Genomic DNA, 21,580 nt, shown 5'->3' with positions numbered 1-21,580 from the left:
GATGCCCGACACCACCGCCGACGAACTGCTGCGCGCGTCGCCGCTCGACGCGGTCGATGCGCGCGTGTTGCTCGCGCACGCGCTCGGCTGGACCCGCACGCAACTGATCACGCGCGGCGACGCGACGCTCGACGCAGCCGCGGTCGAACGCTACCGCGCGCTCGAGGCACGCCGCCTGGCCGGCGAGCCCGTCGCCCAGCTCGTCGGGATGCGCGAATTCTTCGGCCGGCCATTCGACGTGACGCCCGACGTGCTGATCCCGCGCCCGGAAACCGAACTGCTCGTCGAAGCCGCACTCGATGCGATCGACGGGCTGCCGCATCCGGCCGTGCTCGATCTCGGCACGGGCAGCGGCGCGATCGCCGTATCGATCGCCGCCGAGCGTCCCGATGCGCGCGTGTGGGCGCTCGACCGTTCGCCGGCCGCACTCGCGGTCGCGCAACGCAACGCCGGCAAGCTGCTCGACGCGCGCCGCCCCGGCGGCCCGCTGCACTGGCTGGAGAGCGACTGGTATGCGGCGCTCGATCCGGCGCTCGCATTCGACACGATCGTCAGCAATCCGCCGTACATCGCGCAGCACGATCCGCACCTCGCGCAAGGCGACCTGCGTTTCGAGCCGCGCGGCGCACTCACCGACGATGCCGACGGCCTCAGCGCGATCCGCACGATCGTCGCGGGCGCCGGCACTTATCTGAAACCGGGCGGCACGCTCTGGATCGAGCATGGCTACGACCAGGCCGAGGCCGTGCGCGCAGTGCTCGCATCGCACGGCTTCGTCGCGGTCGAATCGCTCGCCGATCTGGCCGCCATCGAACGGACGACAGGCGGCCGCCTGCCGGGCTGATGCCCGGCCCGCCCGGTTGAAATCCGCTATCATTTCGATCTAACGCCCCGCTAACGCAAGGTCAGTCATGGACACCCAACAACGTATCAAGCAAATCGTCGACGAAAACCAGGTCGTGCTCTTCATGAAGGGCAACGCACAATTCCCGATGTGCGGCTTTTCGGGCCGCGCCATCCAGGTGCTGAAGGCCTGCGGCGTCGACCAGTTCAAGACGGTCAACGTCCTCGAAGACGACGAGATCCGCCAGGGCATCAAGGCATTCTCGAACTGGCCGACCATCCCGCAGCTCTACGTGAAGGGCGAATTCATCGGCGGCTCGGACATCATGATGGAGATGTACCAGTCGGGCGAACTGCAGCAACTGTTCGCCGCCGCGTAATACGCGTCGTCCCCTTTCGATGGCATCTCCCAGCGCGCCGCCACGCCGGCTGATCGTCGCGATCACCGGCGCCACCGGCGCGATCTACGGCGTGCGGCTGCTCGACTTGCTGCGCGCTGCCGGCGGCGTCGAAACGCACCTGCTGATCTCGAACGCCGGCTGGCTCAACATCCAGCACGAACTGAAGCTGTCGAAGGCCGATGTCGAAAACCGCGCGGACGTCGTGCATTCGGTGCGCGACGTCGGCGCGACGATCGCCTCGGGGTCGTTCGCGACCGGCGGGATGGTGATCGCGCCCTGCTCGATGAAGACGCTCGCGAGCGTCGCACACGGGCTGTCCGACAACCTGATCACGCGCGCGGCCGACGTCACGTTGAAGGAACGCCGCCGCCTCGTGCTGATGGTGCGCGAAACGCCGTTCAACCTCGCGCATCTGCGCAACATGACGGCCGTCACCGAGATGGGCGGCATCGTCTTCCCGCCGCTGCCTGCGTTCTACGCGATGCCGAAGACGATCGAGGAACTCGTCGACCAGACCGTCACGCGCGTGCTCGACCTGTTCGCGCTCAACGCACCGCTGACGACACCGTGGGCCGGCATCCGGCACGTTCAGTAAACGCACGTCCGCGCAGAGTACGTTCTTCGCGCATCTTCGCCGATTTCCGCGGAAATCCATTCGATTTCACGAATACAGCGCCCACCTGCCGTGGAACGCATTGCGTCGCCCGGATTATCAACAAACAAGCGTCAATCAAATTCCGTAACGCGGATTTATCAATATTCGGTGCGCGCCTATAGTCACAGGCAAATCCCTTTGCAGGCCACCACCATGAACCGCTTGCCTTCGCTCTACCTGTCCCACGGCGCCCCGACGCTGCCGATCGACCCGACGCTGCCGTCCGGCGCGTTCACCCACCTCGCCGCCGAACTGCCGCGCCCACGCGCGGTACTGATGCTGTCCGCGCACTGGGGCACGCAGCGCCCCGTCGCCAGCATCGCCGCGCATCCGGAAACGATCCACGATTTCTACGGCTTTCCGCAGGCGCTGTACGACATCCGCTACCCGGCACCCGGCGCGCCCGACGTCGCCGAGCGCGCGGCCGGGCTGCTGAATGCGGCCGGCATCGAGACCGCGACGACCGAGCACGGCCTCGACCACGGCGCGTGGGTGCCGATGTTGCTGATGTTCCCGGAAGCCGATGTGCCGGTGGCGCAGTTGTCGATCCAGCCGCGCGCGGATGCCGCCCACCACTTCGCGCTCGGCCGCGCGCTGCGACCGCTGCGCGACGAAGGCGTGATGGTGATCGGCTCGGGCCAGATCACGCACAACCTGCGCGCCGCCGATTTCGGTGCGGCACCGGAGGATGCGGACCCGCGCGTCACGGAATTCACCGACTGGTTCGAGGCGAAGCTGGCCGCGCGCGACGTCGACGCGCTGCTCGACTACCGCCGGCAGGCGCCGCACGCGGCGCTGATGCATCCGACCGACGAGCATCTGCTGCCGGTATTCACGGCGCTCGGCGCGGCGGACGACGACTACCAGCTCGGCATCCAGTCGCTCGGCACGTACCAGCGCGTGCTCGCGATGACGAACTACGTGTTCGCAAGCCCGGCCGCCTGAGCCGCGCACGACAACCGTCGACCGCCAAACAAAAAGCCCGCCCGAGCATTGCTCGGGCGGGCTTTTTTCCGCTGCTTGCTGCCGCCGCCGAATCCGGCGGCAGGTCACGCGTCAGGCACCGATCCCTTCGAGGATCTCGTCGTGCGATTCACGCTCGTCGAGATACTTGGTCCGGTAGCCGGTATTCACGCCCCAGAAGTAGAACACCAGTGCGATTGCCGCGACGACCAGCATGTCCCAGCCGTACGGCAGCACGCCGTGACCGCCGAATTCCTTGCTGCCGATCAGCGACAGCACGGCCATCGTCGGCAGGTAGGCGACCAGCCACCATGCGGCCTTCAGGTCGTCACCCCAGCCGGTCCAGCCCGACTTCGCCTGGAAGTAGAAGTACACCGGCAGCGCGACGATCATCAGCAGGATGATTTCGCCCGTCAGCGGCCACTTCGCCCAGTACAGGATCAGCGACGCGCAGACGAATGCGAACGGTGCGATCAGCTTCATCAGCGGAATCGACAGCGGACGCTTGATGTCGGTCGCCGCGCGGCGCAGCGCCATCAGGCTGATCGGGCCGGTCAGGTACGAGATCACCGTCGCCACCGAGATCACTGCCGCGAGCGAGCTCCAGCCGCGGAAGAAGAACAGGAACAGGAACGAGACGAACAGGTTGAACCACATCGCCTGACGCGGCACGCCGTAGAGCGGGTGCACGTTGCCGAACATCTTCGGCATCGTGTTGTTGCGCTCCATCGCGTAGATCATGCGGGTGGTCGTTGCCATGTACGTCGTGCCGGTGCCGCTCGGGCTGACGAACGCGTCGACGTACAGCAGGATCGCGAGCCAGTTCAGGTTCAGCGCGATCGCCAGTTCGGCGAACGGCGACTTGAAGTTGAAGTGCGACCAGCCCTGCGCGACGTCGGCCGGATTCACCGAGCCGATGTACGCCATCTGCAGCAGCACGTAGATCACGAGCGCGATCAGGATCGACGTGATCACCGCGAACGGCACGCTGCGCGACGGGTTGCGCGCTTCGCCCGCGAGGTTCACCGGGCTCTGGAAGCCGTTGAACGCGAACACGATGCCGCTCGTCGCGACCGCGGTCAGCACCGCCGACCAGCCGTACGGTGCAAAGCTTGCATTCGATGCGGTGCCGAGGTTTTCCGGATGGTAGCTCGTCAGCATCAGGCCGAGGATCGTGAGGCCGGGGATCAGGAACTTGAAGATCGTGATCGTGGTGTTCGCTCGGGCAAACGCCTTCACGCCCCAGTAGTTCAACAGGAAGTAGATGACGACCAGCACCGCGGACAGCAGCAGCCCGGGTACCGTCAACTCGCCGTTCACGAACAGCGCGTGCGCCCACGGATACGGCCACGTACTCATGTACTGGATCGACGCTTCAGCCTCGATCGGAATCACCGATACGATCGCGATCCAGTTCGCCCACGCGCTGATGAAGCCGACCAGCGAACCATGCGAGTAGCGCGCGTAGCGCACCATGCCGCCCGACTCGGGGAACATCGCGCCCAATTCCGCGTACGTCAGCGCAATTGCGAGAATCACGACAGCGCCGATGATCCAAGCGCAGATCGCCGCCGGACCGGCAATCTTCGCGGCCTTCCAGGCGCCGAACAGCCAGCCCGAGCCGATAATCGAACCCAGCCCCGTCAGCATCAATGCAAACGGGCCGATGTTCCGTTGAATAGAACTCTTCACATCCTCTCCTGTGTCTCAAAAAGCATGGTCGGCCCGCGGTCCGGGATCGGCTCGGACTGCACCGCGCACGCAATTTTGGGGGGGCGAGTCACCCGATCAGGGCAACCCGTCCACGCGGCGCGTAGTTTAACGGTTGCACCTGAAACGTGGCGCCAAAATCGTTCGGCCCCTACAAAAAATTCGCGCCGTTTGCAAGCTTTGTAAACCTGATCTCCGCAATAACCCTGAGTCCACGGAAATACGGTTGACCACGCGATTGATAAGCCGTATAAAGGACTTCGCAGGATTTCAAGTGGCGAGTGAATTGGTTCTTTCGTAGTTCGCCCATCAACGGTACTCCGGTTGGTCCTATTACCCCTTCCTTGATTTTCCGCACCCCATGGGCCTCGGCCCCGTTTTATCTTTTTAGGAACAAGTAACATGGCAACCGGTACCGTCAAGTGGTTCAATGACGCAAAGGGCTTCGGCTTCATCACCCCGGAAGGCGGCGGCGACGATCTGTTCGCGCACTTCTCGGAAATCCGCGTCGAAGGCTTCAAGACGCTGCAAGAAAACCAGAAGGTTGAATTCGAAGTGAAGACGGGCCCGAAGGGTCTGCAAGCTGCGAACATCCGTCCGGTCTAAGCTTGGCGCGATAATTCGTGAAAAAAGCCCCGCTTCGGCGGGGCTTTTTGTTTTTCGGCGCCGGTTGTCCGACATGGCGGCCTTTCAGCCGCCCGCCTTCAACCGAACAATCGCTGCGCGTGAATGCCGAGGCCCGTCGCGACACTCGCGAGGCGGTCGCCGAATACAGGTTGCGCATCCGGGAACGCACCCGCCAGTGCGCCCGACAGGAACGCGAGCCCGGTCGAGCCGCCGGTGAAATACAGCGCGCCGACATCGCGCGGCGCAACGCCCGCGAGCCGCACCGTCTCGCGCGCGGCGTCGACGATGCGTGCGGTATCGTCGTGGCTCGCATCGACGAGCCGGTCGGCATCGAACGCGATCTGCAGATCTTCTTCCACGTCGTTCAGGTCGATCATCGTCTCCCCGCCCGCCGCGACACCGATCTTCGCTTCTTCCGCGCGCGCCATCAGTGCGTGCCCGAGCCGCTGCTCGACCACGCTCGTGAGCCGGTCGTACTGCTGCACCTGCTGGTACAGGTGCTTCATCAGCTTCAACTCGCCCAGCCGCTTCGGCGTGTAGACCGTGTTGATCAGGTGCCAGGTGGCGAGATCGAAGTAGATCTTGTTCGGCAGCTCGCGCCCTTCGGGGTCGAGCGAACGGTAGCCGAATGCCGGCAGGATCGCTGCCAGCTCGACACGCCGGTCGTAGTCGGTGCCCGCGACGTGTACGCCGTGGTGGGCCAGCACGTCGTCCTTGCGCTCGAGCCGCGCCATCCGTTCGGGCCCGACGCGCACCAGCGAGAAGTCGGACGTACCGCCGCCGATGTCGGCGACGAGCACGAGGCGCTCGGCCTGCTGGCGCGACTCGTAGTCGAACGCGGCCGCGATCGGTTCGTACTGGAAGTGCACGTCCGTGAAGCCGACCGACCGCGCGGCGGCCTCGAGCTGGTCCTGGGCGAGGCGGTCGGCACGCGGATCGTCGTCGACGAAGAACACCGGCCGGCCAAGCACCGCACGGCCGATCGGCGCACCCGCGCGGGTTTCCGCCTTGCGCTTCAGATGCGTCAGGAAGCGCGCGATGATTTCCGTGTACGCAATCGCGCTGCCGTCGCCGAGATCGGTCGTGGTTTCCGCGAGCGGCGAGCCGAGGATGCTCTTCATCGAGCGCATCAGCCGGCCGTCGAAGCCGTCGATATAGGAAGCCAGCGCCGCACGGCCGTATTCGACCGTCTCTTCGTCATTGTTGAAGAAGATCGCGGTGGGCAGCGTCAGGTGGTCGCCCTCGACGGGCGCGAGGCGCATGCCGTCGCCGTCGGGCAGCGCCACGGCGGAGTTGGACGTGCCGAAATCGATCGCGCAGTAAGTCATGGGAAGTTGCCGCAGCAGGGCCGGCGCGAAAACGGAAAGGACGGGCTTTTTAACATGAAGCCCGCGGGATCACAACCGGGGCCGGCCACCGGTGCCGCGCAACGGGCCTCGGCGGGACGGCGCGCGGCCTGGCGCGCCGGGGGAAACACGCGGGCGGGATGCGCGCGGCAGCCCGTCCGCCTGACAGGTCAGGCTGCCGCGTCGAAACCCTTCTTCCACGCGCCCGCATAGACGACCTCGCCGATTGCATGGCGCGTGCGCGGCGCCTTCTCGCGATCGCGCAGCACCGGATCGAGCTTGTCGACGTTGCCGTAGTGACCGAGCGAGATGATCGCCGGAATCGCGACGTCCGCCGGAATCGCGAACGCGTCACGGAACGCCTTCGCGTCGAAGCCGCTCATCTGGTGGGCGGCCAGGCCCAGCGCGTGCGCCTGCAGCACCAGCGACATCGCGGCGGCGCCCGCGTCGTACAGCGCGGTGGGGGCCGGTTCACCCTTCGGCGTGAGCGTGTGCGCGGTCACCGCGATCAGCACGGGCGCCGGCGCATTCCAGCCCTGGTTGAACGGCACCAGCGTCGCGAACGCGTGCTTGAATGCGTCTTCGTCCTGCGTGCGGTCGAATACGATGAAGCGCCACGGCTGCGCGTTATAGGCAGACGGCGCCCAGCGGGCGGCTTCGAGCACCGCATGCAGATCACCGGCGCTGACGGCTTCATCCGAGTACGCGCGCGGGCTCCAGCGGCCCGCGATCAGATCGTGAATCGAAACAGTGGTGGGAGCAGGTTTGACGGACATGCGGTTCCTCGCTGACATCGATGAAGGGGCGCGAACGCCCGGCGAACCGCAAGCATACTCGCTTGAGCCGATGCGCGCCCGATCCTCCCGCGCTATGCAAATCTCCGTGCGTGCGTTGCCCGACCGACCGCCGCGCGGCCGGCCGGGCGGCCGGACTGCTGCGCTCAGGCCGCCTGCGCGGCTGCGCGCGACGGGCCGCGGTTGATCCGCAGCACGATCAGCGCACCGATGATGCACAACCCGCCCGAGATCATCGACGCGATCGTGTAAGTGCCGAGACTCGCACGCAGCAGCCCCGCGCCGAGCGCCGCGAACGCCGCGCCGAGCTGGTGGCCGGCGACGATCCAGCCGAATACGACCGGCGCCGCGGCCTTGCCGAACACGTCGGTCGCGAGGCGCACCGTCGGCGGCACGGTCGCGATCCAGTCGAGCCCGTAGAACATCGCGAACAGCGGCAGCCCGAAGAAATCGATCCCGAACGCGTGCGGCAGGTAGATCAGCGACAGCCCGCGCAGCCCGTAGTACCAGAACAGCAGCACGCGATTGTCGTAACGGTCGGACAGCCAGCCCGACAGCGTCGTGCCGAACAGGTCGAACACCCCCATCGCCGCGAGCAGCGATGCGCCCTGCACTTCGGTCATCCCGTAGTCGCTGCACATCGCGATCAGGTGCGTGCCGACATAACCGTTGGTGCTCGCACCGCAGATGAAGAAGCTGAAGAACAGCAGCCAGAAATCGCGCGAACGGCTCGCGGTCAGCAGCGTACGGAACGCGACCGCGAGCGGGTTCTCCTTCGTCGCCTCGGGCGCCGGCGGCGCATCGGCCGGCTCGCCGTACGGGCGCAGCTGCAGGTCGGCCGGCCGCTCGGGCAGCAGGAACGCCACGAGCGGAATCACGATCGCGGCGGCCGCCGCCACGACCAGCACGACCGGCCGCCAGCCGTGGTGCTGCGCGATCGCCGCGAGCATCGGCAGGAACACGAGCTGGCCGGTGGCCGTGCTCGCGGTCAGGATGCCCATGATCAGGCCGCGCCGCGCATGGAACCAGCGCGTGACGAAGGTCGCGGACAGCGTCAGCGCGACGACGCCCGACGAGCAGCCGACCATCAGGCCCCAGATCACCACCATCTGCCAGCTCTGCGTCATCATCGACGACAGCGCGACGCCCGCGCACATCGTCACGAGCGCGGTGAGGATCGTCGGGCGCAGCCCGAAGCGCTGCATGGCGGCGGCCGCGAACGGACCCGTCAGTCCGTACAGCGCGATGTTCACCGAAATCGCCAGCGAAATCGTCGCGCGGCTCCAGCCAAGCTCGCGTTCGAGCGGCACCATCAGCACGCTCGGCGTCGCGCGCGTGCCGGCCGCCGCCAGCAGGATCAGGAATACCACCGCCGCCGCGAGCCATCCGTAGTGGAAGCGCCCGCCGATTCGTGTCACTGCCCAGTTCATCTTCGCGTTCTCCAGTTGGCGGCTCCGGTGCCTCCGCACCCGCGCCGCCCGCCCTGCCAGGCCACCTCCGCCGCACGCTGCATCGGCTGACCCGGGCCGATGCGTGGCATTTGTCTGTCGATCCGTTCGGCATTGTTACCGACCGGTCACAAGTGTGTTGCGATCGTAGTGACCAATCGGTAACATGTCAAGCAATCCAATATGCAGTCGAGGGTCATCATGTCGGGCATCGAGATCGCCAAACCGCCGGCGCGCCGCACGCGCCGGCCGATCGACGGCGCCACCGCGCAGGAGCACCTGCTACGCGCCGCCGAAGAGCTGTTTTACAAGGAAGGGGTGCGGACGGTGGGCGTCGAGGCGGTCGTGGAGCGTGCGGGCGTCAACAAGATGAGCCTGTACCGCCAGTTCTCGTCGAAGGACGAGCTGATCCTCGCGTACCTGGAGCGGATGGATGCGTGCTTCTTCGACCGCTTCAACACGAGCGTCGCGAAGCACCCGGGTCAGCCGAAAGCGCAGCTGATCCAGTATTTCGTCGATCTCGCCGAGCGCGCGACGCAGAAGGATTACCGCGGCTGCCCGTTCGTCAACGTCGCAGCCGAATTCCCGGATGCGTCGCACCCGGCGCGCGAGCGCGTCGCGCAGAACAAGGAACAGCTGATGAAGCGGCTCGTCGCACTGTGCGAAGACGCCGGTGCGCGGCAGCCGCAGGTGCTCGCCGACTCGCTCGCGCTGGTGATCGAAGGCATCTACGCGGCCAGCCAGACCTATCGGCACGGTGAAACGCCGATCGGCGTCGCGCCCGCGCTCGTCACGCAGTTGATCGAAGCCGCCTGCGCGTGACGGCGCGCCCGCTACAATGCGGCCCTCGCCGCCCTTCCGCCCGACTGGTTTCACGATGACCGACACCCGCCCCGAATCGCACGACGACATCCTCGCCGCCACGCGGCACTGGCTCGCGCGCGCGGTGATCGGGCTCAATCTGTGCCCGTTCGCGAAAAGCGTCTATGTGAAGGAACAGGTGCGCTACGCGATCAGCGAAGCGACGACGCTGGAAGACGCGCTCGCCGAACTCGAAACGGAGCTGCGCGCGCTCGACGCGGCGGACCCGCAGCAGGTCGACACGACGCTCGTGATCTTCCCGCATGCGTTCGCCGATTTCATCGACTACAACGATGCGCTGTTCTTTGCCGACCGGCTGGTGCGGCAACTACGGCTCGACGGCGTGCTGCAGATCGCGAGCTTCCATCCGGACTACCGGTTCGAAGGCAGCGAGCCCGACGACATCGAGAACTACACGAACCGCGCGCCGTATCCGATCCTGCACCTGCTGCGCGAAGACAGCATCGCGCGCGCGGTCGACGCGTTCCCGGACGCGTCCGCGATCTACGAAAAGAATCAGGAAACGCTGCGCCGCCTCGGTCACGACGGCTGGCGCGAATGGATGCGCCGGCCGGGCGACGACGTCTGACGCGCCGCGCAACGTGCGGCGTGCGGCGTGCGGCGTGCGGCGTGCGGCGCGGCGAGTGCGACGCGCCCTCCCGCGTGTCGGTCAGCTAGCGGCCGGTTCGACGGCCTCGTCGCCCGCCGCCGCTTCCGGCACGAAAAATCGTGCGTTCAGCTCGGCAAGCCCGAACATCCCGAGGATCTCGTTCAACCGCTCGCCGGGCCGCCGGCGCGGGAGGTTCTTGTACTGCGCGATGATCAGCTCGTTCTTCATCGAATGCTCCCAGCCGACCAGTTCGGTCACGCTGACCTGGTAGCCGTGCGCTTCGAGCTGCAGGCAGCGCAGCACGTTGGTGATCTGGCTGCCGAATTCGCGCGTATGCAGCGGATGCCGCCACACTTCCGTCAGCGCGTTCGCGAGCGACTTGCCCTTGTTCTTGCGCAGCACGCCCGCGACTTCCGCCTGGCAGCACGGCACCAGCACGATGTGCTGCGCGCGCTTCGCGAGCGCGAAGCGGATCGCGTCGTCGGTCGCCGTGTCGCACGCGTGCAGCGCGGTGACGACGTCGACCGTCTCAGGCAGTTTCGGCGACGTGATCGAATCGGCAACCGACAGGTTCAGGAACGACATGCCGCCGAACCCGAGCCGCGCGGCAAGCTCGGCCGAGCGCGTGACGAGCTCCTCGCGGGTCTCGATCCCGTACACGTGCGACGCGAACGCCGGCGTGCCGTGCCCCGGCTGCTGCTTGAAGAACAGGTCGTACAGGATGAAGCCGAGATACGACTTGCCGGCACCGTGATCGACGAGCGTCACGTTGCTTTTGTCGGCCTGCACGCCGGCCAGCAGCGGCTCGATGAACTGGAACAGGTGATAGACCTGCTTCAGCTTGCGGCGGCTGTCCTGGTTCAGCTTCCCGTCGCGGGTGAGGATGTGCAGTTCCTTCAGCAGCTCGACGGACTGCTCCGGGCGGATTTCGTGGGTCTTGTTCGACATCGTGAAGCGGCGCCGGGCCACGGTCGGTCGACCACGGCCCGGCGGCGGGAATTCGTGAGGAATGGCGATAGTTTACCGAAAATGCACGGTCAGGCGCGTGCGCCGAGCCGCCAGAGCGACGTGACCTCGGCCTGGCGTGCCGCGTGCAGCGGATCGTCGGCGTCCATCGCCTTCGGATGCGCGGGGCGGATATCGTCGCGGCCAAGCACGACGAGGCCGGCTTCGTCGATCCATTGCAGCAGCGTGTCGCGCGGCCGCAGGCCGAGATGCTCGGCGAAATCGGACAGGATCAGCCAGCCCTCGCCGCCCGGTTCAAGGTGCGCGGCGAGCCCCGTGAGGAAGCCGCGCAGCATGCGGCTGTCCGGATCGTAGACCGCGTATTCGATCGGTGCGCTCGGTCGAGCCGGCACCCACGGCGGGTTGCAGACCACGAGCGGCGCACGGCCGGCCGGGAACAGATCGGCCTCGACGACTTCGACGCGATTCGCGTGGCCCAGCCGTTCGACGTTCTCGCGCGCACAGGCGAGCGCCCGTGCGTCCTGGTCGGTCGCGACGACACGCTCGACGCCGCGCGACGCAAGCACGGCCGCCAGCACGCCGGTGCCCGTGCCGATGTCGAACGCGAGCGATGTTGCCGGCAGCGGCGCGCGCGCGACGAGTTCGACGTATTCGCCGCGCACCGGCGAGAACACGCCGTAGTGCGGATGGATCGGCGCGCCGCCGAGCGCCGGGATCGGCACGCCCTTCTTGCGCCATTCATGCGCGCCGACGAGGCCGAGCAGTTCGCGCAACGACACGACCGACGGCGCGCCGCCGGGCCCGTACGCCTCTTCGCATGCGGCACGCACATCAGGCGCGCGGCGCAGCGGGATCGTGTAGTCGGCATCGAGTGGGATCAGCAGCATGCCGAGCGTGCGGGCACGCTGCGACTGCGCGAGACGATGCAGATTGAATGCGTCGACGCCGGCCGCGGCTTTCGCCTTCTTCGGCTTGCGTTCGACACGGCGCGCCATCGCCTGCACGAGCTGGCGCGCATTCTGGAAGTCGCCCTGCCAGACGAGCGCGGTGCCCTCGCAGGCAAGGCGGTAGGCCGCGTCGGCGGTGAGGCGGTCGTCGGCGGGCACCGCGCGCTTCGGCGGTTGCACGCCGGCTTCGGAGCGCCAGTGCACGGCATGATCGGCGCCGTCGGCGTCGGTCCAGTGGAAAACAGGGAAATCGGTCACGCGAACTCGGTTACGGTTGGCTTCAACGGGCGGCGCGACCGTATTTCGGGCGCCGCGCGGCTCACACCATACCGCGCTTTGCCCGCGCGGCAAAGCGCGGGGCGGCGGCCCGCGCCACGCGCCGCCGCGCCCGCCCGGCTCAGCCGCCCCACCCCGGCATCGCGGGCAGGCGCAGCGTGCCGGCATCGTTGAAGTGGACAGTGCCGAGCACGCCGCCCGCGAGCCGCCCGCGCAGCGCATACGGCAGCTCGCCGTTCGCGGCCGCGCCGGGCAGGTTCCACGCCTGCCGCGCGGCGGCGAAGGCCGACACGGAAACCGGCACGTCGAGCACGGCCTCGCCGAAACGCGGCACGGTGCCCGAGCGGTCGCTGACGCCGCTCGCGAACGGCGTGCCGTTCAGGTCGAGTGCGACCGAGATGCCGTCGTATTCGATCGGCGCGTCGTTCGGGTTCTGCACGCGCAGCTTCAGGCTGAAACGCATCTCGAGGCCCTGCCCGACGAGCGGGTCGAGCCCGGCGACCGTCACGTTCACCGGGTCGCGCGTCAGCCCCGCGCAACCGCCGAGCAGGAGCACGGCAGCGAACAGCAGCAGCACGGCGCGCAGCGGCGCGATACGGAACAGGGCTCGTGGCATGGGAGAACCTCCTCGCGGCAATCGGTGAGCGGATCGTCGCTGCATTGTACCGAGCATGCCTCCGTACGCCGGGTTTCGTAGTTTTCGCCGCCACGCGAGATCGTTAATAGATTAAAACTACGAAAATAACAGTCAAACGAAAAGCGCATTAATGCTTTCCAGCATTCAATGAAGCACTGTGAATTCAATAGATGCAATTTCTAAATTTTTCGTTTCCTTTACCTAAAACCATCAAGTATATTTACGCATCCTTCGAGCAAGCCGACAAACCTTGAAGCCGCATGACGGTGTTTTTACGGAATGGCGACACGCCTTCCGGCCATCCTGCGACCAGGCCCGGCCAGCCCTGTAGGTCGTCTGTTCAAGGGAAAAGCGCGCCCACTCAGGGCGTGCGGCTCCGTGTCGTGCGCGCGAAATCAATTCAGTACAACACGCGCCCGGCCATTTTGAACCGGCAAGTTAACCGACATCCGGAAATCCAGAGGGGGCAGTAAACCATGATTACATTCACGTAGTCGGCCGCCGTCTTTTCGAATAATCCGTCATTGGCATTTTCATCGCTGTTGATTAACGGCGAGGGGATTGTTTTTGCCGGCGTTTTCGCAGCACTGAACGATTCTTTCAACAATCGAGGTTTCAGTCATGTCGATCAATATTCGCAAGATGCGTTATCTGCCGATCGTCGCCGCACTCGCGCTCGCGGGCTGCGGTGGCGACGACGGCGGCGTGGGCTCGGCGTCCGCGCTCAGCTCCGCCGGCGCGCCGCACTCGGGCTCGTCGCCCACCGTCACCGCGCCGCCAAGCGCATCCAATGTCGACAAGAGCGTATCGCCTGTCGAGTTGCCGGACACCGTGGTACCCGTGAACTACCGGCTGTGGTTCCGCCCGAACGAAGCGCTGAACGCGTTCGACGGCCGCGCCGACGTCGAAATCAAGGTGCTGAAGCCGGTCAACAACATCGTGATCGCCGGCCACCGGATCAAGTTCACGAACGGCCGCATCACGCTGCAGCCGGGCAACATCCAGCTGATCGCGACGCCGCAGGACAAGGGCGACTTCTATCAGCTGCGCCCCGTGAGCGGCACGATCTCGCCGGGCAACTATTCGCTGCACATGGAATGGTCGGGCATCATCAACTTCAAGTCGTATGACGATCCGGTCGCGAAGACCGGCGGCAGCTGCGGCGACGATCCGTATCCGGGCTGCTCGGCCGCGGAAGGCATCTTCCGCGTCGACCTGAAGGGCACCGACGGCAAGACGAGCGGCGCGATCCTCACGCAAGGCGAAACCAACCTGTCGCGCCAGTGGTTCCCCGGCTGGGACGAGCCGGCGTTCCGCCCGACCTATGAAGTGACGGCCGAAGTGCCGCAGAGCTGGCGAGTCGTGTCGAACGCGGCCGAGAAGCCGTCGACCAACATCGGCGGCGGCTACAAGCTCGTGCAGTTCGACAAGACCCCGCCGATGCCGTCATACCTGCTGTTCTTCGGCGGCGGCCTGTTCGACACCTATGAAGACGACTTCACGAGCCCGCTGCCGGGCGGCAAGGGCGGCCTGCACCTGCGCGTGTTCACGCCGCCGGGCATGAGCGACTGGGCGAAGCCGGCGATGGACCGCACCAAGCAGGCGCTCGACTTCTACTACCGCTACACGGGCATCGCGCTGCCGCTCACGAAGTTCGACACGGTGGCCGCGAACGACGCGTTCAAGGAGCAGAAGGACCTGAACTTCGGCGGGATGGAGAACTGGGGGTCGATCCTCGAGTTCGCCGACGACATCCTGCCGCAGCCGGGCCAGCCGATGTCGCACTACGGCAACGAGGTGCTGACGCACGAAGTCGCGCACCAGTGGTTCGGCGATCTCGTCACGACCGACTGGTGGGACAACGTATGGCTCAACGAGTCGTTCGCGACGTTCTTCGAAACGAAGACGACGATCCAGTTCTTCCCCAACGAGTTCAGCTGGCTCGACCAGGTGAAGAACAAGTACCGCGTGATCAATCGTGACATCGGCCCGAACGCGTTCCCGGTCGCACCGAACTTCAACGGCTGGGCGTCGAACGACTTCGTGCTGAGCGCCAGCGCGTTCACGTACGACAAGGGCGGCCACGTGCTGAAGACGCTCGAGAACTATCTCGGCGAACAGACGCTGCGCAAGGGCCTGCAGCAGTACCTGGTCGACTACTCGTTCGGCAACGGCACGCCGAAGCGTCTGTGGGATGCGCTGTCGAAGGAAAGCGGCCAGGCGATCGGCGCGATCGGCGACAGCTATGTCCGTCAGACCGGGGTGCCGCTGATCTCGCTCGACACGCAGTGCGACCTGACGAAGAACCAGACCGTCATCACGCTGAAGCAGCAGCCGTTCCCGAACAAGAACGCGTATCCGGGCCTGCAATGGACGGTGCCGATCACGCTCGCGTACGGCCAGGGTCTCGCGAAACGCACGACGCTCGCGCTGAAGGACACGCAGACGCAAACGCGCGTCGACGGCTGCACGGGCGTGGTCGCCGACCCGAGCGGGCTCGACTACTACGTCGTGAACTACAGCGATGCGGCCTGGAGCGGGTTGCTCACGCAGGTCAACGGCTCGACCGATCCGGTCCTGCTCGCGAACCTGAAGAGCGAAGCCGCGCTGCTCGTGGCGAACAACCTCGCGCCGGCGTCGCGCTCGACGTCGATCGGCTCGGTCGCTTCGCCGGCCGCGATGAAGCTGCGCCAGACGCCGACCTTCGGCGGCATCGAGCCGGTGACGAAGGAACGCCCGGCACTGCAATACCAGGGCATCTTCAAGCCGCGCAAGGTAGTGACGCAGTAACGGTGCGCATCCGGCCGGTGCCGCGCAGCCTGCGGCTGCCGGCCGGCGTACCGGCTTCTCCGACCTTTGACGGGCCTCGCATGCGAGGCCCTTTTTTCTTTCGGCACGGGCACCCGCCCGCCGTCATGCCCACGCGGCATCCCACGCCGGTTGCGCGAACCACGTCGCGAGGAACGCGACGAGCCGCGACGCGCGTGCGGTGCCGCGCGCCTGCTGGCGCAACACGTGGATCGTCGCCGGCTCAGGCGCCGCCGCGAACTCCGGCAGCACCGCGCGCAAGCGTCCGTCGCGCAGCGCATCGCCCGCGAGCCAGGTCGGCAGGTGCGCGAGGCCGAGCCCGTCGATCGCGGCTTCGAGCAACGCTTCCGAATGATTGCTGCGAAACCGCGGCTGCGCCGGCACGTGGCGGCGCTCGCCAAAGCGCCACGCACCGGGCGGCGGCGCACCGTGCCATGCGAGACAGTCGTGGCCGGCAAGCGCGTCGGGCGACTCGGGCTCGCCGCGCCGCGCGAGATACGCCGCGCTCGCGCACAGCACGCGCCGCTGCGGCGCCAGCACGGTCGCGACGAAGCGCGTGTCCTCGAGCGGGCCGATGCGCACCGCGAGATCGACGTCGGAGCCGAGCCGCGCGCCCTGCAGGTCGACCATGCTGTCGGTCAGCACCAGGTCGACCTGCAGCGCCGGATGACGCTGCATGAACGCGGCCAGCGCGGCCATCAGGTGCCGGCGGCCGAACGGCGCCGGGCAGTCGACGCGCAGCAGCCCGCTCGGCTCGGCGTGCTGGCTGTGCAGATCCTCCTGCAGGCCGCGCAGCTCGGCCAGCATCCGCGTCGCGCGCCCGTACAGCAGCTGCCCGGCCTCGGTCGGCCGCAGCGCATGCGTGGTGCGATGCAGGAGACGGATGCCGAGCTGCGTCTCGAGCCGGTCGATGCGCCGCGTGACCGACGACGCGGCAACACCCAGCCGGCGCGCGGCCGCCGAGAAGCTCTGCTGGTCGACCACGTCGACGAACAGCGCCAGATGCGGGGAAAGGAAATCGTCCATTCGGGGCCTTTGGATTTGGCTATGCGTCTATCGCAAAACAATCATCCGCCTTTGCACGTTTCCGCGTCAAACCGGGCCGACTAGACTGCATTCATCCTTTTCACCCGCTGTACGCCCCGCCACGCCGGGCCGCGCGACAGCCATCCGCCACGGAGATCATCATGCGCAGCATCCGCTTCGACGCCCCCGCCGCCGACATCGAGTCGCTCGACGCGCGGGTCAGGGAAATCGACCCGCCCGTCCCGGCCGACGGCCAGATGCTGATCGAGGTGCGCGCGGCCGGCGTGAACCCGAGCGACGTGAAGGCCGCGCTCGGCCGCATGCCGCACGCGGTGTGGCCGCGCACGCCCGGGCGCGACTGGGCCGGCATCGTGCGCAGCGGCCCGGACGGCTGGATCGGCGCGCCGGTGTGGGGCTCGGGCGGCGATCTCGGCGTGCATCGCGACGGCTCGCATGCGGAATGGCTCGTGCTCGACGCGGCCCTGGTGCGCCGCAAGCCCGCGGTGCTGACGCTCGACGAAGCGGCCGGCGTCGGCGTGCCGTTCGTCACCGCCTATGAGGGCTTGCGCCGCGCCGGCATACCGACGGCCGGCGACGTCGTGCTCGTGTTCGGCGCGAACGGCAAGGTCGGCCAGGCCGCGATCCAGCTCGCGACCGCGCACGGCGCGACCGTGATCGGCGTCGAGCGCAGCGCCGGCGGCTATCGCGGCCATGCATCGGGCGACGTGCGCATGATCGACGCGTCGAAAGAACCGGTCGCCGACGCGGTGCGCGCGGCAACCGGCGGCCACGGCGCGGACATCGTCTACAACACGGTCGGCAGCCCGTATTTCGAAGCGGCGAACGCGTCGATGGCGATCGGGGCACGGCAGATCTTCATCTCGACGATCGACCGCAGCGTGCCGTTCGACATCTTCGCGTTCTATCGCGGCCAGCACACGTTCGTGGGCGTCGATTCGCTGCAGCTCGGCGGCGCCGCAGTGGCGCAGATCCTCGACACGCTCGCGCCCGGCTTCGGCAACGGCACGCTGCGCCCGTTCCCGATCGGCGACGACTACGTGTATCCACTCGAGCGCGCACACGACGCGTATCGCGCGGTGCTGGCCGGTGCGCGCGAGCGCGTCATCCTCAAGCCCTGACACCGGACCACACGGGAGACCGCCATGATGGATTACGTGATGTCGCTCGCGGTGGGCCTCGGCGTCGGCGTGCTGTACGCGCTGCTGCACGTGCGCTCGCCGGCCCCGCCGCTCGTCGCGCTCGTGGGCCTGCTCGGGATGGTGATCGGCGAACGCGCAATCGCGCTGCTGCGCTGACGCGGCGACGACGGCCCTAACGGTCGTCGCGCCGGCGGAACGCCCACCACGCGGCGAGCCCCGTGAAACCCGCGACCAGCAGCACCATCAGCCAGAAGCCGTGCTTGTTCTCCGAGAACGGCACGCCGCCGACGTTCATCCCGAAGAAGCCGGCGACGATGTTGATCGGCAGCGCGATCACGGTCACGAGCGTCAGCGTGAACAGCGTCCGGTTGTTCTGCTCGTCGAGACGCGAACCGATCTCTTCCTGCAGCAGCTTGATCCGCTCGTTGAGCCCCGCCAGATCGGCCAGCACCAGCGAGAACTCTTCGGTCGATTCGCGCAGCTCCTGCACGTCTTCCAGATGCAGCCACGCAGGCGGTTTCGCGAGCAGCCGGAAGATCGACCCGGGCTCGGGCGCGAGCATGCGCTGCAGGCGCGTCAGCGTGCGGCGCATCGCGCCGAGCTCGATGCGGCTCGACGTGAGCCGCTGCGACAGGAAGCGATCCTCGATGCGGTCGACGTCGACGCTCGTGCGCCGCATGATCTGGCTCAGCAGGTCGGCCTGGTCGCGCAGCAGGTGCACGAGCAGTTCCGCGGGCGACCTGAACTGCTCGCCGTCGCGCACGCATGCGCGCAGCGTGTCGACCGAGCGCAGCGGCTTGAGCCGCGCGGTGACCATGATGCGCCGCTCGACGTGGACGAACAGCGTCGCGATCTCCGACGGCGTCAGTTCGAGGTTGAACATCACGTCGTTGACGACCGCGCGCAACGCGCCGTCTTCCTGCTCGATGCGCGTCGAGCGCGAGCCTTCGTGGAGGAATTCGAAGAAGCTGTCGGGCAGCCCGAGATGCGTGCGCATCCAGCGCTCGCTCGCGCCGTGCGCGAGATTGAAGTGCAGCCAGACGAAATCGTCCGATGCGAGATCGTGCGCGCGGCACGTGCGCAGCCATGCGGCGGCCGCGTCCGCATCGAGCGTCGCACCGGATCCGCCGGGAACGAAGCGGAATCCGCACACCATGCCGGACGTATCGGCGCCGTAAGTCTGTACGATCAGGTCCATCGTGTCGAAGGTCGTGCTGCGCACGGCGCGCCGCGCAAAGCGGGTCGCGCGCCCGCGCCGGAAAAGGAAAGGAGACGTATGCCCGACGGGCATGACGCGCCGGTGACAGCGTCACGCGCATCATACCGTCCGATTCCGTACCCCCAAAAGCAACGCGCCGCCCAACGGGCGGCGCAGGTGCGGCGGGTCGACACGTGCTAGACGCGTTACTGCCGCGTCTCCGACTGCGCGGCGCTCGGGCACGCAGGGTCCTTGCCCCAGTGACCCTCGCAGACGCGCCAGCGGCACAGTTGATCCTCGAAGAAACCGCGCTCCGAACACTCTTTCACGCGGGACGCCAGCGAGCCGGTCGTCGCGGCCGTCTTGGTCGGCACGGCCTGCGCCTTCTGCGCGGCGAGTTTCTTGTCGGCCGGCTTCGTGCGCGCGACGAGCGCCGCGAGCAGATCCGCATCCGGATCGTCCTTCCCGCCCGCCTTCGCGGTACGGACCGGCGTCGCGTCGCGGTGCTTCTTCGCCTGCGCGAGCTCGGCCTGCTGTTCCTTGCGGCGCTTGCGGGCCTCGGCCTTGGCATCGGCCTTCGTGTCGGTCTTGCCGTGCGCGGCGACCTTCGCGCCCTTCGCGGCGTCGGCCTTCGCGGTTTTGGTCGTCGCGGCGGCGGCGGCGGCCGCACCGGCCGTGGCTGCGCCCGATGCGTCGTCGGCGCCATTGGCAAGCGCGCGCGACAGACGGCTGTTGTCCGCGGCGGACGCGGACGATGCGGAAGCAACGGTTCGGGAAGCCGCGTCGTCGTTGACGATCGTGGCCGGTTGCACGGCGGATGCGGCGGACGCGGTATTCTGCGCGACCTGCACGGCGGCATCGCTGGCCGCTGCGGCCTTCGCCGGTGCGGCTGCGGCAGGCGCGGCCTCGGCCGCGACGGCGGCAACCTGCTCGCCGGAATGCTGCATGCGCCATGCGCCCCAGCCACCGACGGCAACCACCAGCGCCACGACGGCGGCGATCGGCGCCTTCAGCGAACGGCGCGGCGGTTCGGCCGGGGGCGTGACACGTCCTTCCAGATTCGCGAGAATGCGCGACTGCTGAGCTCCGTCGCCTGCCGGTTTGGTATCGGACAGCAGGCTGGGCGGAGATTTCGAATTTGAATTTTCCGGCGCACTCATTCAGCGTCTCATTGAATCCTGGTTTAATTCACCGCGATAATATAGCCCGGCCTCTCGAAGCAGCCTGATTCTAAGAGCAAGCATTGCAAAACACAATCAATTCCAATTTCCGGGGATTTCGTTGATTGCCGTCGCACTCGTCGCCTATTTCGCCCTTGCCGTAGCGGTTGCGGCACTGTTGCTTTTACCGGGTATCCGCGCGACCGTATTCGAATCCGTCGCCCAGTTTCACGGCCGTCTAACGCGCCGTGCGAACGATCGCGCCTCGCGTACGCGAAGTCAGATTGTTAAATCGGCAAGCGTTACGCGCGGTGCTTTAAACGACGTGCAAAATTTACTGATTCGCCGGCGCTTGATGATTATGGTATCGGCAGGTATTCTTGCGACGCCGCCATTGGTCGCCATTGCGTTACGCGGCCGGCAATTGTTCCAGTACGACGACACGGCGCGCGTGCCCGACGAGAAGATCGCCGCGCTGCTGCAGGGCGAACAGCTCGTGCCGCCCCCGCCGCTGCCGCCGGAAGTCTTCGCCACCAAGGAAGTCGAACAGGTACGTCCGGCGCTGAAGGATGCGAGCCGCGACTGGAACCTGCTGGATCCGGATTTCCGTACGCGTTTGCTGCTGGTCTACAAGATCATGCACGAACAGTATGGTTATGAAATGGCGTTGCTGGAAGGTTATCGGAGCCCGGAACGACAGAACCGGCTGGCGCAGATGGGCGGTAGCGTGACCAACGCGGCAGCCTTCCAGAGTTATCACCAATTCGGGCTGGCGGCCGACAACGCATTCCTGCGCGACGGCAAGCTGGTCATTTCCGAGAAAGATCCGTGGGCGATGCGCGGCTACCAGCTGTATGGCCAGGTCGCCGAACAGGTTGGCCTGACCTGGGGGGGCCGCTGGAAAATGATGGATCTCGGGCACGTGGAATACCATAAACCCGGTTTTAAACTGGGACGCGGCAGCTAGCCAGGGCTGCCGGACAGGAAATAATGAGGGCGGCATGGGGCTTTTTAATATCCCGGCAGGAAACGATATGGGCGGCGCAAAAAATCATGCATTCCGGTGCGCGATTTTTTCCGGCCGCCGCTTCCGTTTTAAATCTCACAGCGTCCTTTCATTAATGCGCGCGCCTTCTCCGATGCC

General features: G+C 66.8%; 21 protein-coding genes. 11 read left to right on the top strand and 10 right to left on the bottom strand.

What is annotated here, in order from left to right; translation table 11 throughout:
• Position 1: 1 nt before the first annotated feature.
• The 4 genes from prmC (at position 2) to BCEP18194_RS08045 (ending at position 2,844) form a co-directional block, all read left to right on the top strand.
• Positions 2-844, top strand: a complete 843-nt coding sequence (gene prmC, locus BCEP18194_RS08060; RefSeq protein ID WP_011350792.1) for a peptide chain release factor N(5)-glutamine methyltransferase — start codon at positions 2-4, stop codon at positions 842-844.
• A gap of 67 nt (positions 845-911) precedes the next feature.
• On the top strand, positions 912-1,223 hold the full coding sequence (grxD, locus tag BCEP18194_RS08055; protein ID WP_011350791.1) for a Grx4 family monothiol glutaredoxin: 312 nt from the start codon (positions 912-914) through the stop codon (positions 1,221-1,223).
• Positions 1,224-1,242: 19 nt separating this feature from the next.
• A complete protein-coding gene (locus tag BCEP18194_RS08050; protein ID WP_011350790.1) occupies positions 1,243-1,839 on the top strand; it encodes a UbiX family flavin prenyltransferase in 597 nt (198 codons plus the stop codon).
• A gap of 213 nt (positions 1,840-2,052) precedes the next feature.
• Complete coding sequence (locus tag BCEP18194_RS08045; RefSeq protein ID WP_011350789.1) at positions 2,053-2,844, top strand: DODA-type extradiol aromatic ring-opening family dioxygenase; 792 nt, start codon at positions 2,053-2,055, stop codon at positions 2,842-2,844.
• Between the two features lie 111 nt (positions 2,845-2,955).
• On the opposite strand, the gene BCEP18194_RS08040 is transcribed toward BCEP18194_RS08045, so the two are convergent.
• On the bottom strand, positions 2,956-4,554 hold the full coding sequence (locus BCEP18194_RS08040; protein WP_011350788.1) for an APC family permease: 1,599 nt from the start codon (positions 4,552-4,554) through the stop codon (positions 2,956-2,958).
• Positions 4,555-4,974: 420 nt separating this feature from the next.
• Here BCEP18194_RS08040 and BCEP18194_RS08035 point away from each other — a divergent pair, with 420 nt between their 5' ends.
• On the top strand, positions 4,975-5,178 hold the full coding sequence (locus tag BCEP18194_RS08035) for a cold-shock protein (protein ID WP_006477070.1): 204 nt from the start codon (positions 4,975-4,977) through the stop codon (positions 5,176-5,178).
• A 98-nt stretch (positions 5,179-5,276) separates the two neighbouring features.
• Here the strand turns inward: BCEP18194_RS08035 and BCEP18194_RS08030 are convergent, their stop codons facing one another.
• From BCEP18194_RS08030 to BCEP18194_RS08020, 3 genes are all read right to left on the bottom strand, one after another.
• Positions 5,277-6,527 (bottom strand): Hsp70 family protein, encoded by a 1,251-nt coding sequence (locus BCEP18194_RS08030; RefSeq protein ID WP_011350787.1) that lies wholly within the window; start codon positions 6,525-6,527, stop codon positions 5,277-5,279.
• 188 nt (positions 6,528-6,715) lie between these two features.
• Entirely contained in the window at positions 6,716-7,321 is a 606-nt protein-coding gene (locus tag BCEP18194_RS08025) for a nitroreductase family protein (RefSeq protein ID WP_011350786.1), read from the bottom strand.
• A 164-nt stretch (positions 7,322-7,485) separates the two neighbouring features.
• Positions 7,486-8,769 carry an MFS transporter gene (locus tag BCEP18194_RS08020; protein WP_011350785.1) on the bottom strand — a complete coding sequence of 428 codons (1,284 nt, stop codon included), beginning with the start codon at positions 8,767-8,769 and terminating at the stop codon, positions 7,486-7,488.
• A gap of 219 nt (positions 8,770-8,988) precedes the next feature.
• On the opposite strand from BCEP18194_RS08020, the gene BCEP18194_RS08015 reads away from it, so the two are divergent.
• Both BCEP18194_RS08015 and BCEP18194_RS08010 read left to right on the top strand, forming a co-directional pair.
• Positions 8,989-9,609 (top strand): TetR/AcrR family transcriptional regulator, encoded by a 621-nt coding sequence (locus BCEP18194_RS08015; protein ID WP_011350784.1) that lies wholly within the window; start codon positions 8,989-8,991, stop codon positions 9,607-9,609.
• 55 nt (positions 9,610-9,664) lie between these two features.
• Positions 9,665-10,237: a DUF1415 domain-containing protein gene (locus BCEP18194_RS08010; protein ID WP_041492730.1), complete on the top strand. Its 573-nt coding sequence runs from the start codon at positions 9,665-9,667 to the stop codon at positions 10,235-10,237.
• Positions 10,238-10,318: 81 nt separating this feature from the next.
• Here the strand turns inward: BCEP18194_RS08010 and BCEP18194_RS08005 are convergent, their stop codons facing one another.
• The 3 genes from BCEP18194_RS08005 to BCEP18194_RS07995 all read right to left on the bottom strand — a co-directional run bounded on the left by BCEP18194_RS08005 (position 10,319) and on the right by BCEP18194_RS07995 (position 13,063).
• Positions 10,319-11,206, bottom strand: coding sequence for a class I SAM-dependent methyltransferase (locus BCEP18194_RS08005; RefSeq protein ID WP_011350782.1), 888 nt, complete (start codon positions 11,204-11,206; stop codon positions 10,319-10,321).
• 89 nt (positions 11,207-11,295) lie between these two features.
• Positions 11,296-12,429, bottom strand: a complete 1,134-nt coding sequence (locus tag BCEP18194_RS08000) for a methyltransferase (RefSeq protein ID WP_011350781.1) — start codon at positions 12,427-12,429, stop codon at positions 11,296-11,298.
• A gap of 139 nt (positions 12,430-12,568) precedes the next feature.
• Complete coding sequence (locus BCEP18194_RS07995) at positions 12,569-13,063, bottom strand: LEA type 2 family protein (RefSeq protein WP_041492729.1); 495 nt, start codon at positions 13,061-13,063, stop codon at positions 12,569-12,571.
• A gap of 642 nt (positions 13,064-13,705) precedes the next feature.
• On the opposite strand from BCEP18194_RS07995, the gene BCEP18194_RS07990 reads away from it, so the two are divergent.
• A complete protein-coding gene (locus tag BCEP18194_RS07990) occupies positions 13,706-15,874 on the top strand; it encodes a M1 family metallopeptidase (RefSeq protein WP_011350779.1) in 2,169 nt (722 codons plus the stop codon).
• A gap of 123 nt (positions 15,875-15,997) precedes the next feature.
• Here the strand turns inward: BCEP18194_RS07990 and BCEP18194_RS07985 are convergent, their stop codons facing one another.
• Positions 15,998-16,918 (bottom strand): LysR family transcriptional regulator, encoded by a 921-nt coding sequence (locus BCEP18194_RS07985; protein ID WP_011350778.1) that lies wholly within the window; start codon positions 16,916-16,918, stop codon positions 15,998-16,000.
• 161 nt (positions 16,919-17,079) lie between these two features.
• Here BCEP18194_RS07985 and BCEP18194_RS07980 point away from each other — a divergent pair, with 161 nt between their 5' ends.
• Positions 17,080-18,057, top strand: coding sequence for a quinone oxidoreductase family protein (locus BCEP18194_RS07980; protein ID WP_011350777.1), 978 nt, complete (start codon positions 17,080-17,082; stop codon positions 18,055-18,057).
• A 24-nt stretch (positions 18,058-18,081) separates the two neighbouring features.
• Positions 18,082-18,234 (top strand): DUF1427 family protein, encoded by a 153-nt coding sequence (locus BCEP18194_RS39325; protein ID WP_011350776.1) that lies wholly within the window; start codon positions 18,082-18,084, stop codon positions 18,232-18,234.
• Positions 18,235-18,250: 16 nt separating this feature from the next.
• Here the strand turns inward: BCEP18194_RS39325 and BCEP18194_RS07975 are convergent, their stop codons facing one another.
• Together BCEP18194_RS07975 and BCEP18194_RS07970 are read right to left on the bottom strand one after the other, a co-directional pair.
• Entirely contained in the window at positions 18,251-19,276 is a 1,026-nt protein-coding gene (locus tag BCEP18194_RS07975; RefSeq protein WP_041493004.1) for a transporter, read from the bottom strand.
• A 206-nt stretch (positions 19,277-19,482) separates the two neighbouring features.
• Complete coding sequence (locus tag BCEP18194_RS07970) at positions 19,483-20,436, bottom strand: hypothetical protein (protein WP_011350774.1); 954 nt, start codon at positions 20,434-20,436, stop codon at positions 19,483-19,485.
• 121 nt (positions 20,437-20,557) lie between these two features.
• On the opposite strand from BCEP18194_RS07970, the gene BCEP18194_RS07965 reads away from it, so the two are divergent.
• Positions 20,558-21,403, top strand: coding sequence for a M15 family metallopeptidase (locus tag BCEP18194_RS07965; protein ID WP_041492728.1), 846 nt, complete (start codon positions 20,558-20,560; stop codon positions 21,401-21,403).
• The last annotated feature ends 177 nt before the right edge of the window (positions 21,404-21,580 follow it).

The organism is Burkholderia lata (assembly GCF_000012945.1).
Classification (GTDB): domain Bacteria; phylum Pseudomonadota; class Gammaproteobacteria; order Burkholderiales; family Burkholderiaceae; genus Burkholderia; species Burkholderia lata.
Note: the sequence above shows the minus strand (reverse complement) of the source record. Positions and strands in the feature narration are given on the sequence as shown.

Coding starts and splice junctions, on each gene's coding strand:
- BCEP18194_RS07980 (WP_011350777.1), top strand. CDS start 17,080: ATGCGCAGCATCCGCTTCGACGCCCCCGCCGCCGACATCGAGTCGCTC.
- BCEP18194_RS08025 (WP_011350786.1), bottom strand. CDS start 7,321: ATGTCCGTCAAACCTGCTCCCACCACTGTTTCGATTCACGATCTGATC.
- BCEP18194_RS07975 (WP_041493004.1), bottom strand. CDS start 19,276: ATGGACCTGATCGTACAGACTTACGGCGCCGATACGTCCGGCATGGTG.
- BCEP18194_RS08020 (WP_011350785.1), bottom strand. CDS start 8,769: ATGAACTGGGCAGTGACACGAATCGGCGGGCGCTTCCACTACGGATGG.
- BCEP18194_RS07995 (WP_041492729.1), bottom strand. CDS start 13,063: ATGCCACGAGCCCTGTTCCGTATCGCGCCGCTGCGCGCCGTGCTGCTG.
- BCEP18194_RS07970 (WP_011350774.1), bottom strand. CDS start 20,436: ATGAGTGCGCCGGAAAATTCAAATTCGAAATCTCCGCCCAGCCTGCTG.
- BCEP18194_RS08045 (WP_011350789.1), top strand. CDS start 2,053: ATGAACCGCTTGCCTTCGCTCTACCTGTCCCACGGCGCCCCGACGCTG.
- BCEP18194_RS39325 (WP_011350776.1), top strand. CDS start 18,082: ATGATGGATTACGTGATGTCGCTCGCGGTGGGCCTCGGCGTCGGCGTG.
- BCEP18194_RS08010 (WP_041492730.1), top strand. CDS start 9,665: ATGACCGACACCCGCCCCGAATCGCACGACGACATCCTCGCCGCCACG.
- BCEP18194_RS08030 (WP_011350787.1), bottom strand. CDS start 6,527: ATGACTTACTGCGCGATCGATTTCGGCACGTCCAACTCCGCCGTGGCG.
- BCEP18194_RS08015 (WP_011350784.1), top strand. CDS start 8,989: ATGTCGGGCATCGAGATCGCCAAACCGCCGGCGCGCCGCACGCGCCGG.
- BCEP18194_RS08035 (WP_006477070.1), top strand. CDS start 4,975: ATGGCAACCGGTACCGTCAAGTGGTTCAATGACGCAAAGGGCTTCGGC.
- BCEP18194_RS07990 (WP_011350779.1), top strand. CDS start 13,706: ATGTCGATCAATATTCGCAAGATGCGTTATCTGCCGATCGTCGCCGCA.
- BCEP18194_RS08005 (WP_011350782.1), bottom strand. CDS start 11,206: ATGTCGAACAAGACCCACGAAATCCGCCCGGAGCAGTCCGTCGAGCTG.
- grxD (WP_011350791.1), top strand. CDS start 912: ATGGACACCCAACAACGTATCAAGCAAATCGTCGACGAAAACCAGGTC.
- BCEP18194_RS08050 (WP_011350790.1), top strand. CDS start 1,243: ATGGCATCTCCCAGCGCGCCGCCACGCCGGCTGATCGTCGCGATCACC.
- BCEP18194_RS07985 (WP_011350778.1), bottom strand. CDS start 16,918: ATGGACGATTTCCTTTCCCCGCATCTGGCGCTGTTCGTCGACGTGGTC.
- prmC (WP_011350792.1), top strand. CDS start 2: ATGCCCGACACCACCGCCGACGAACTGCTGCGCGCGTCGCCGCTCGAC.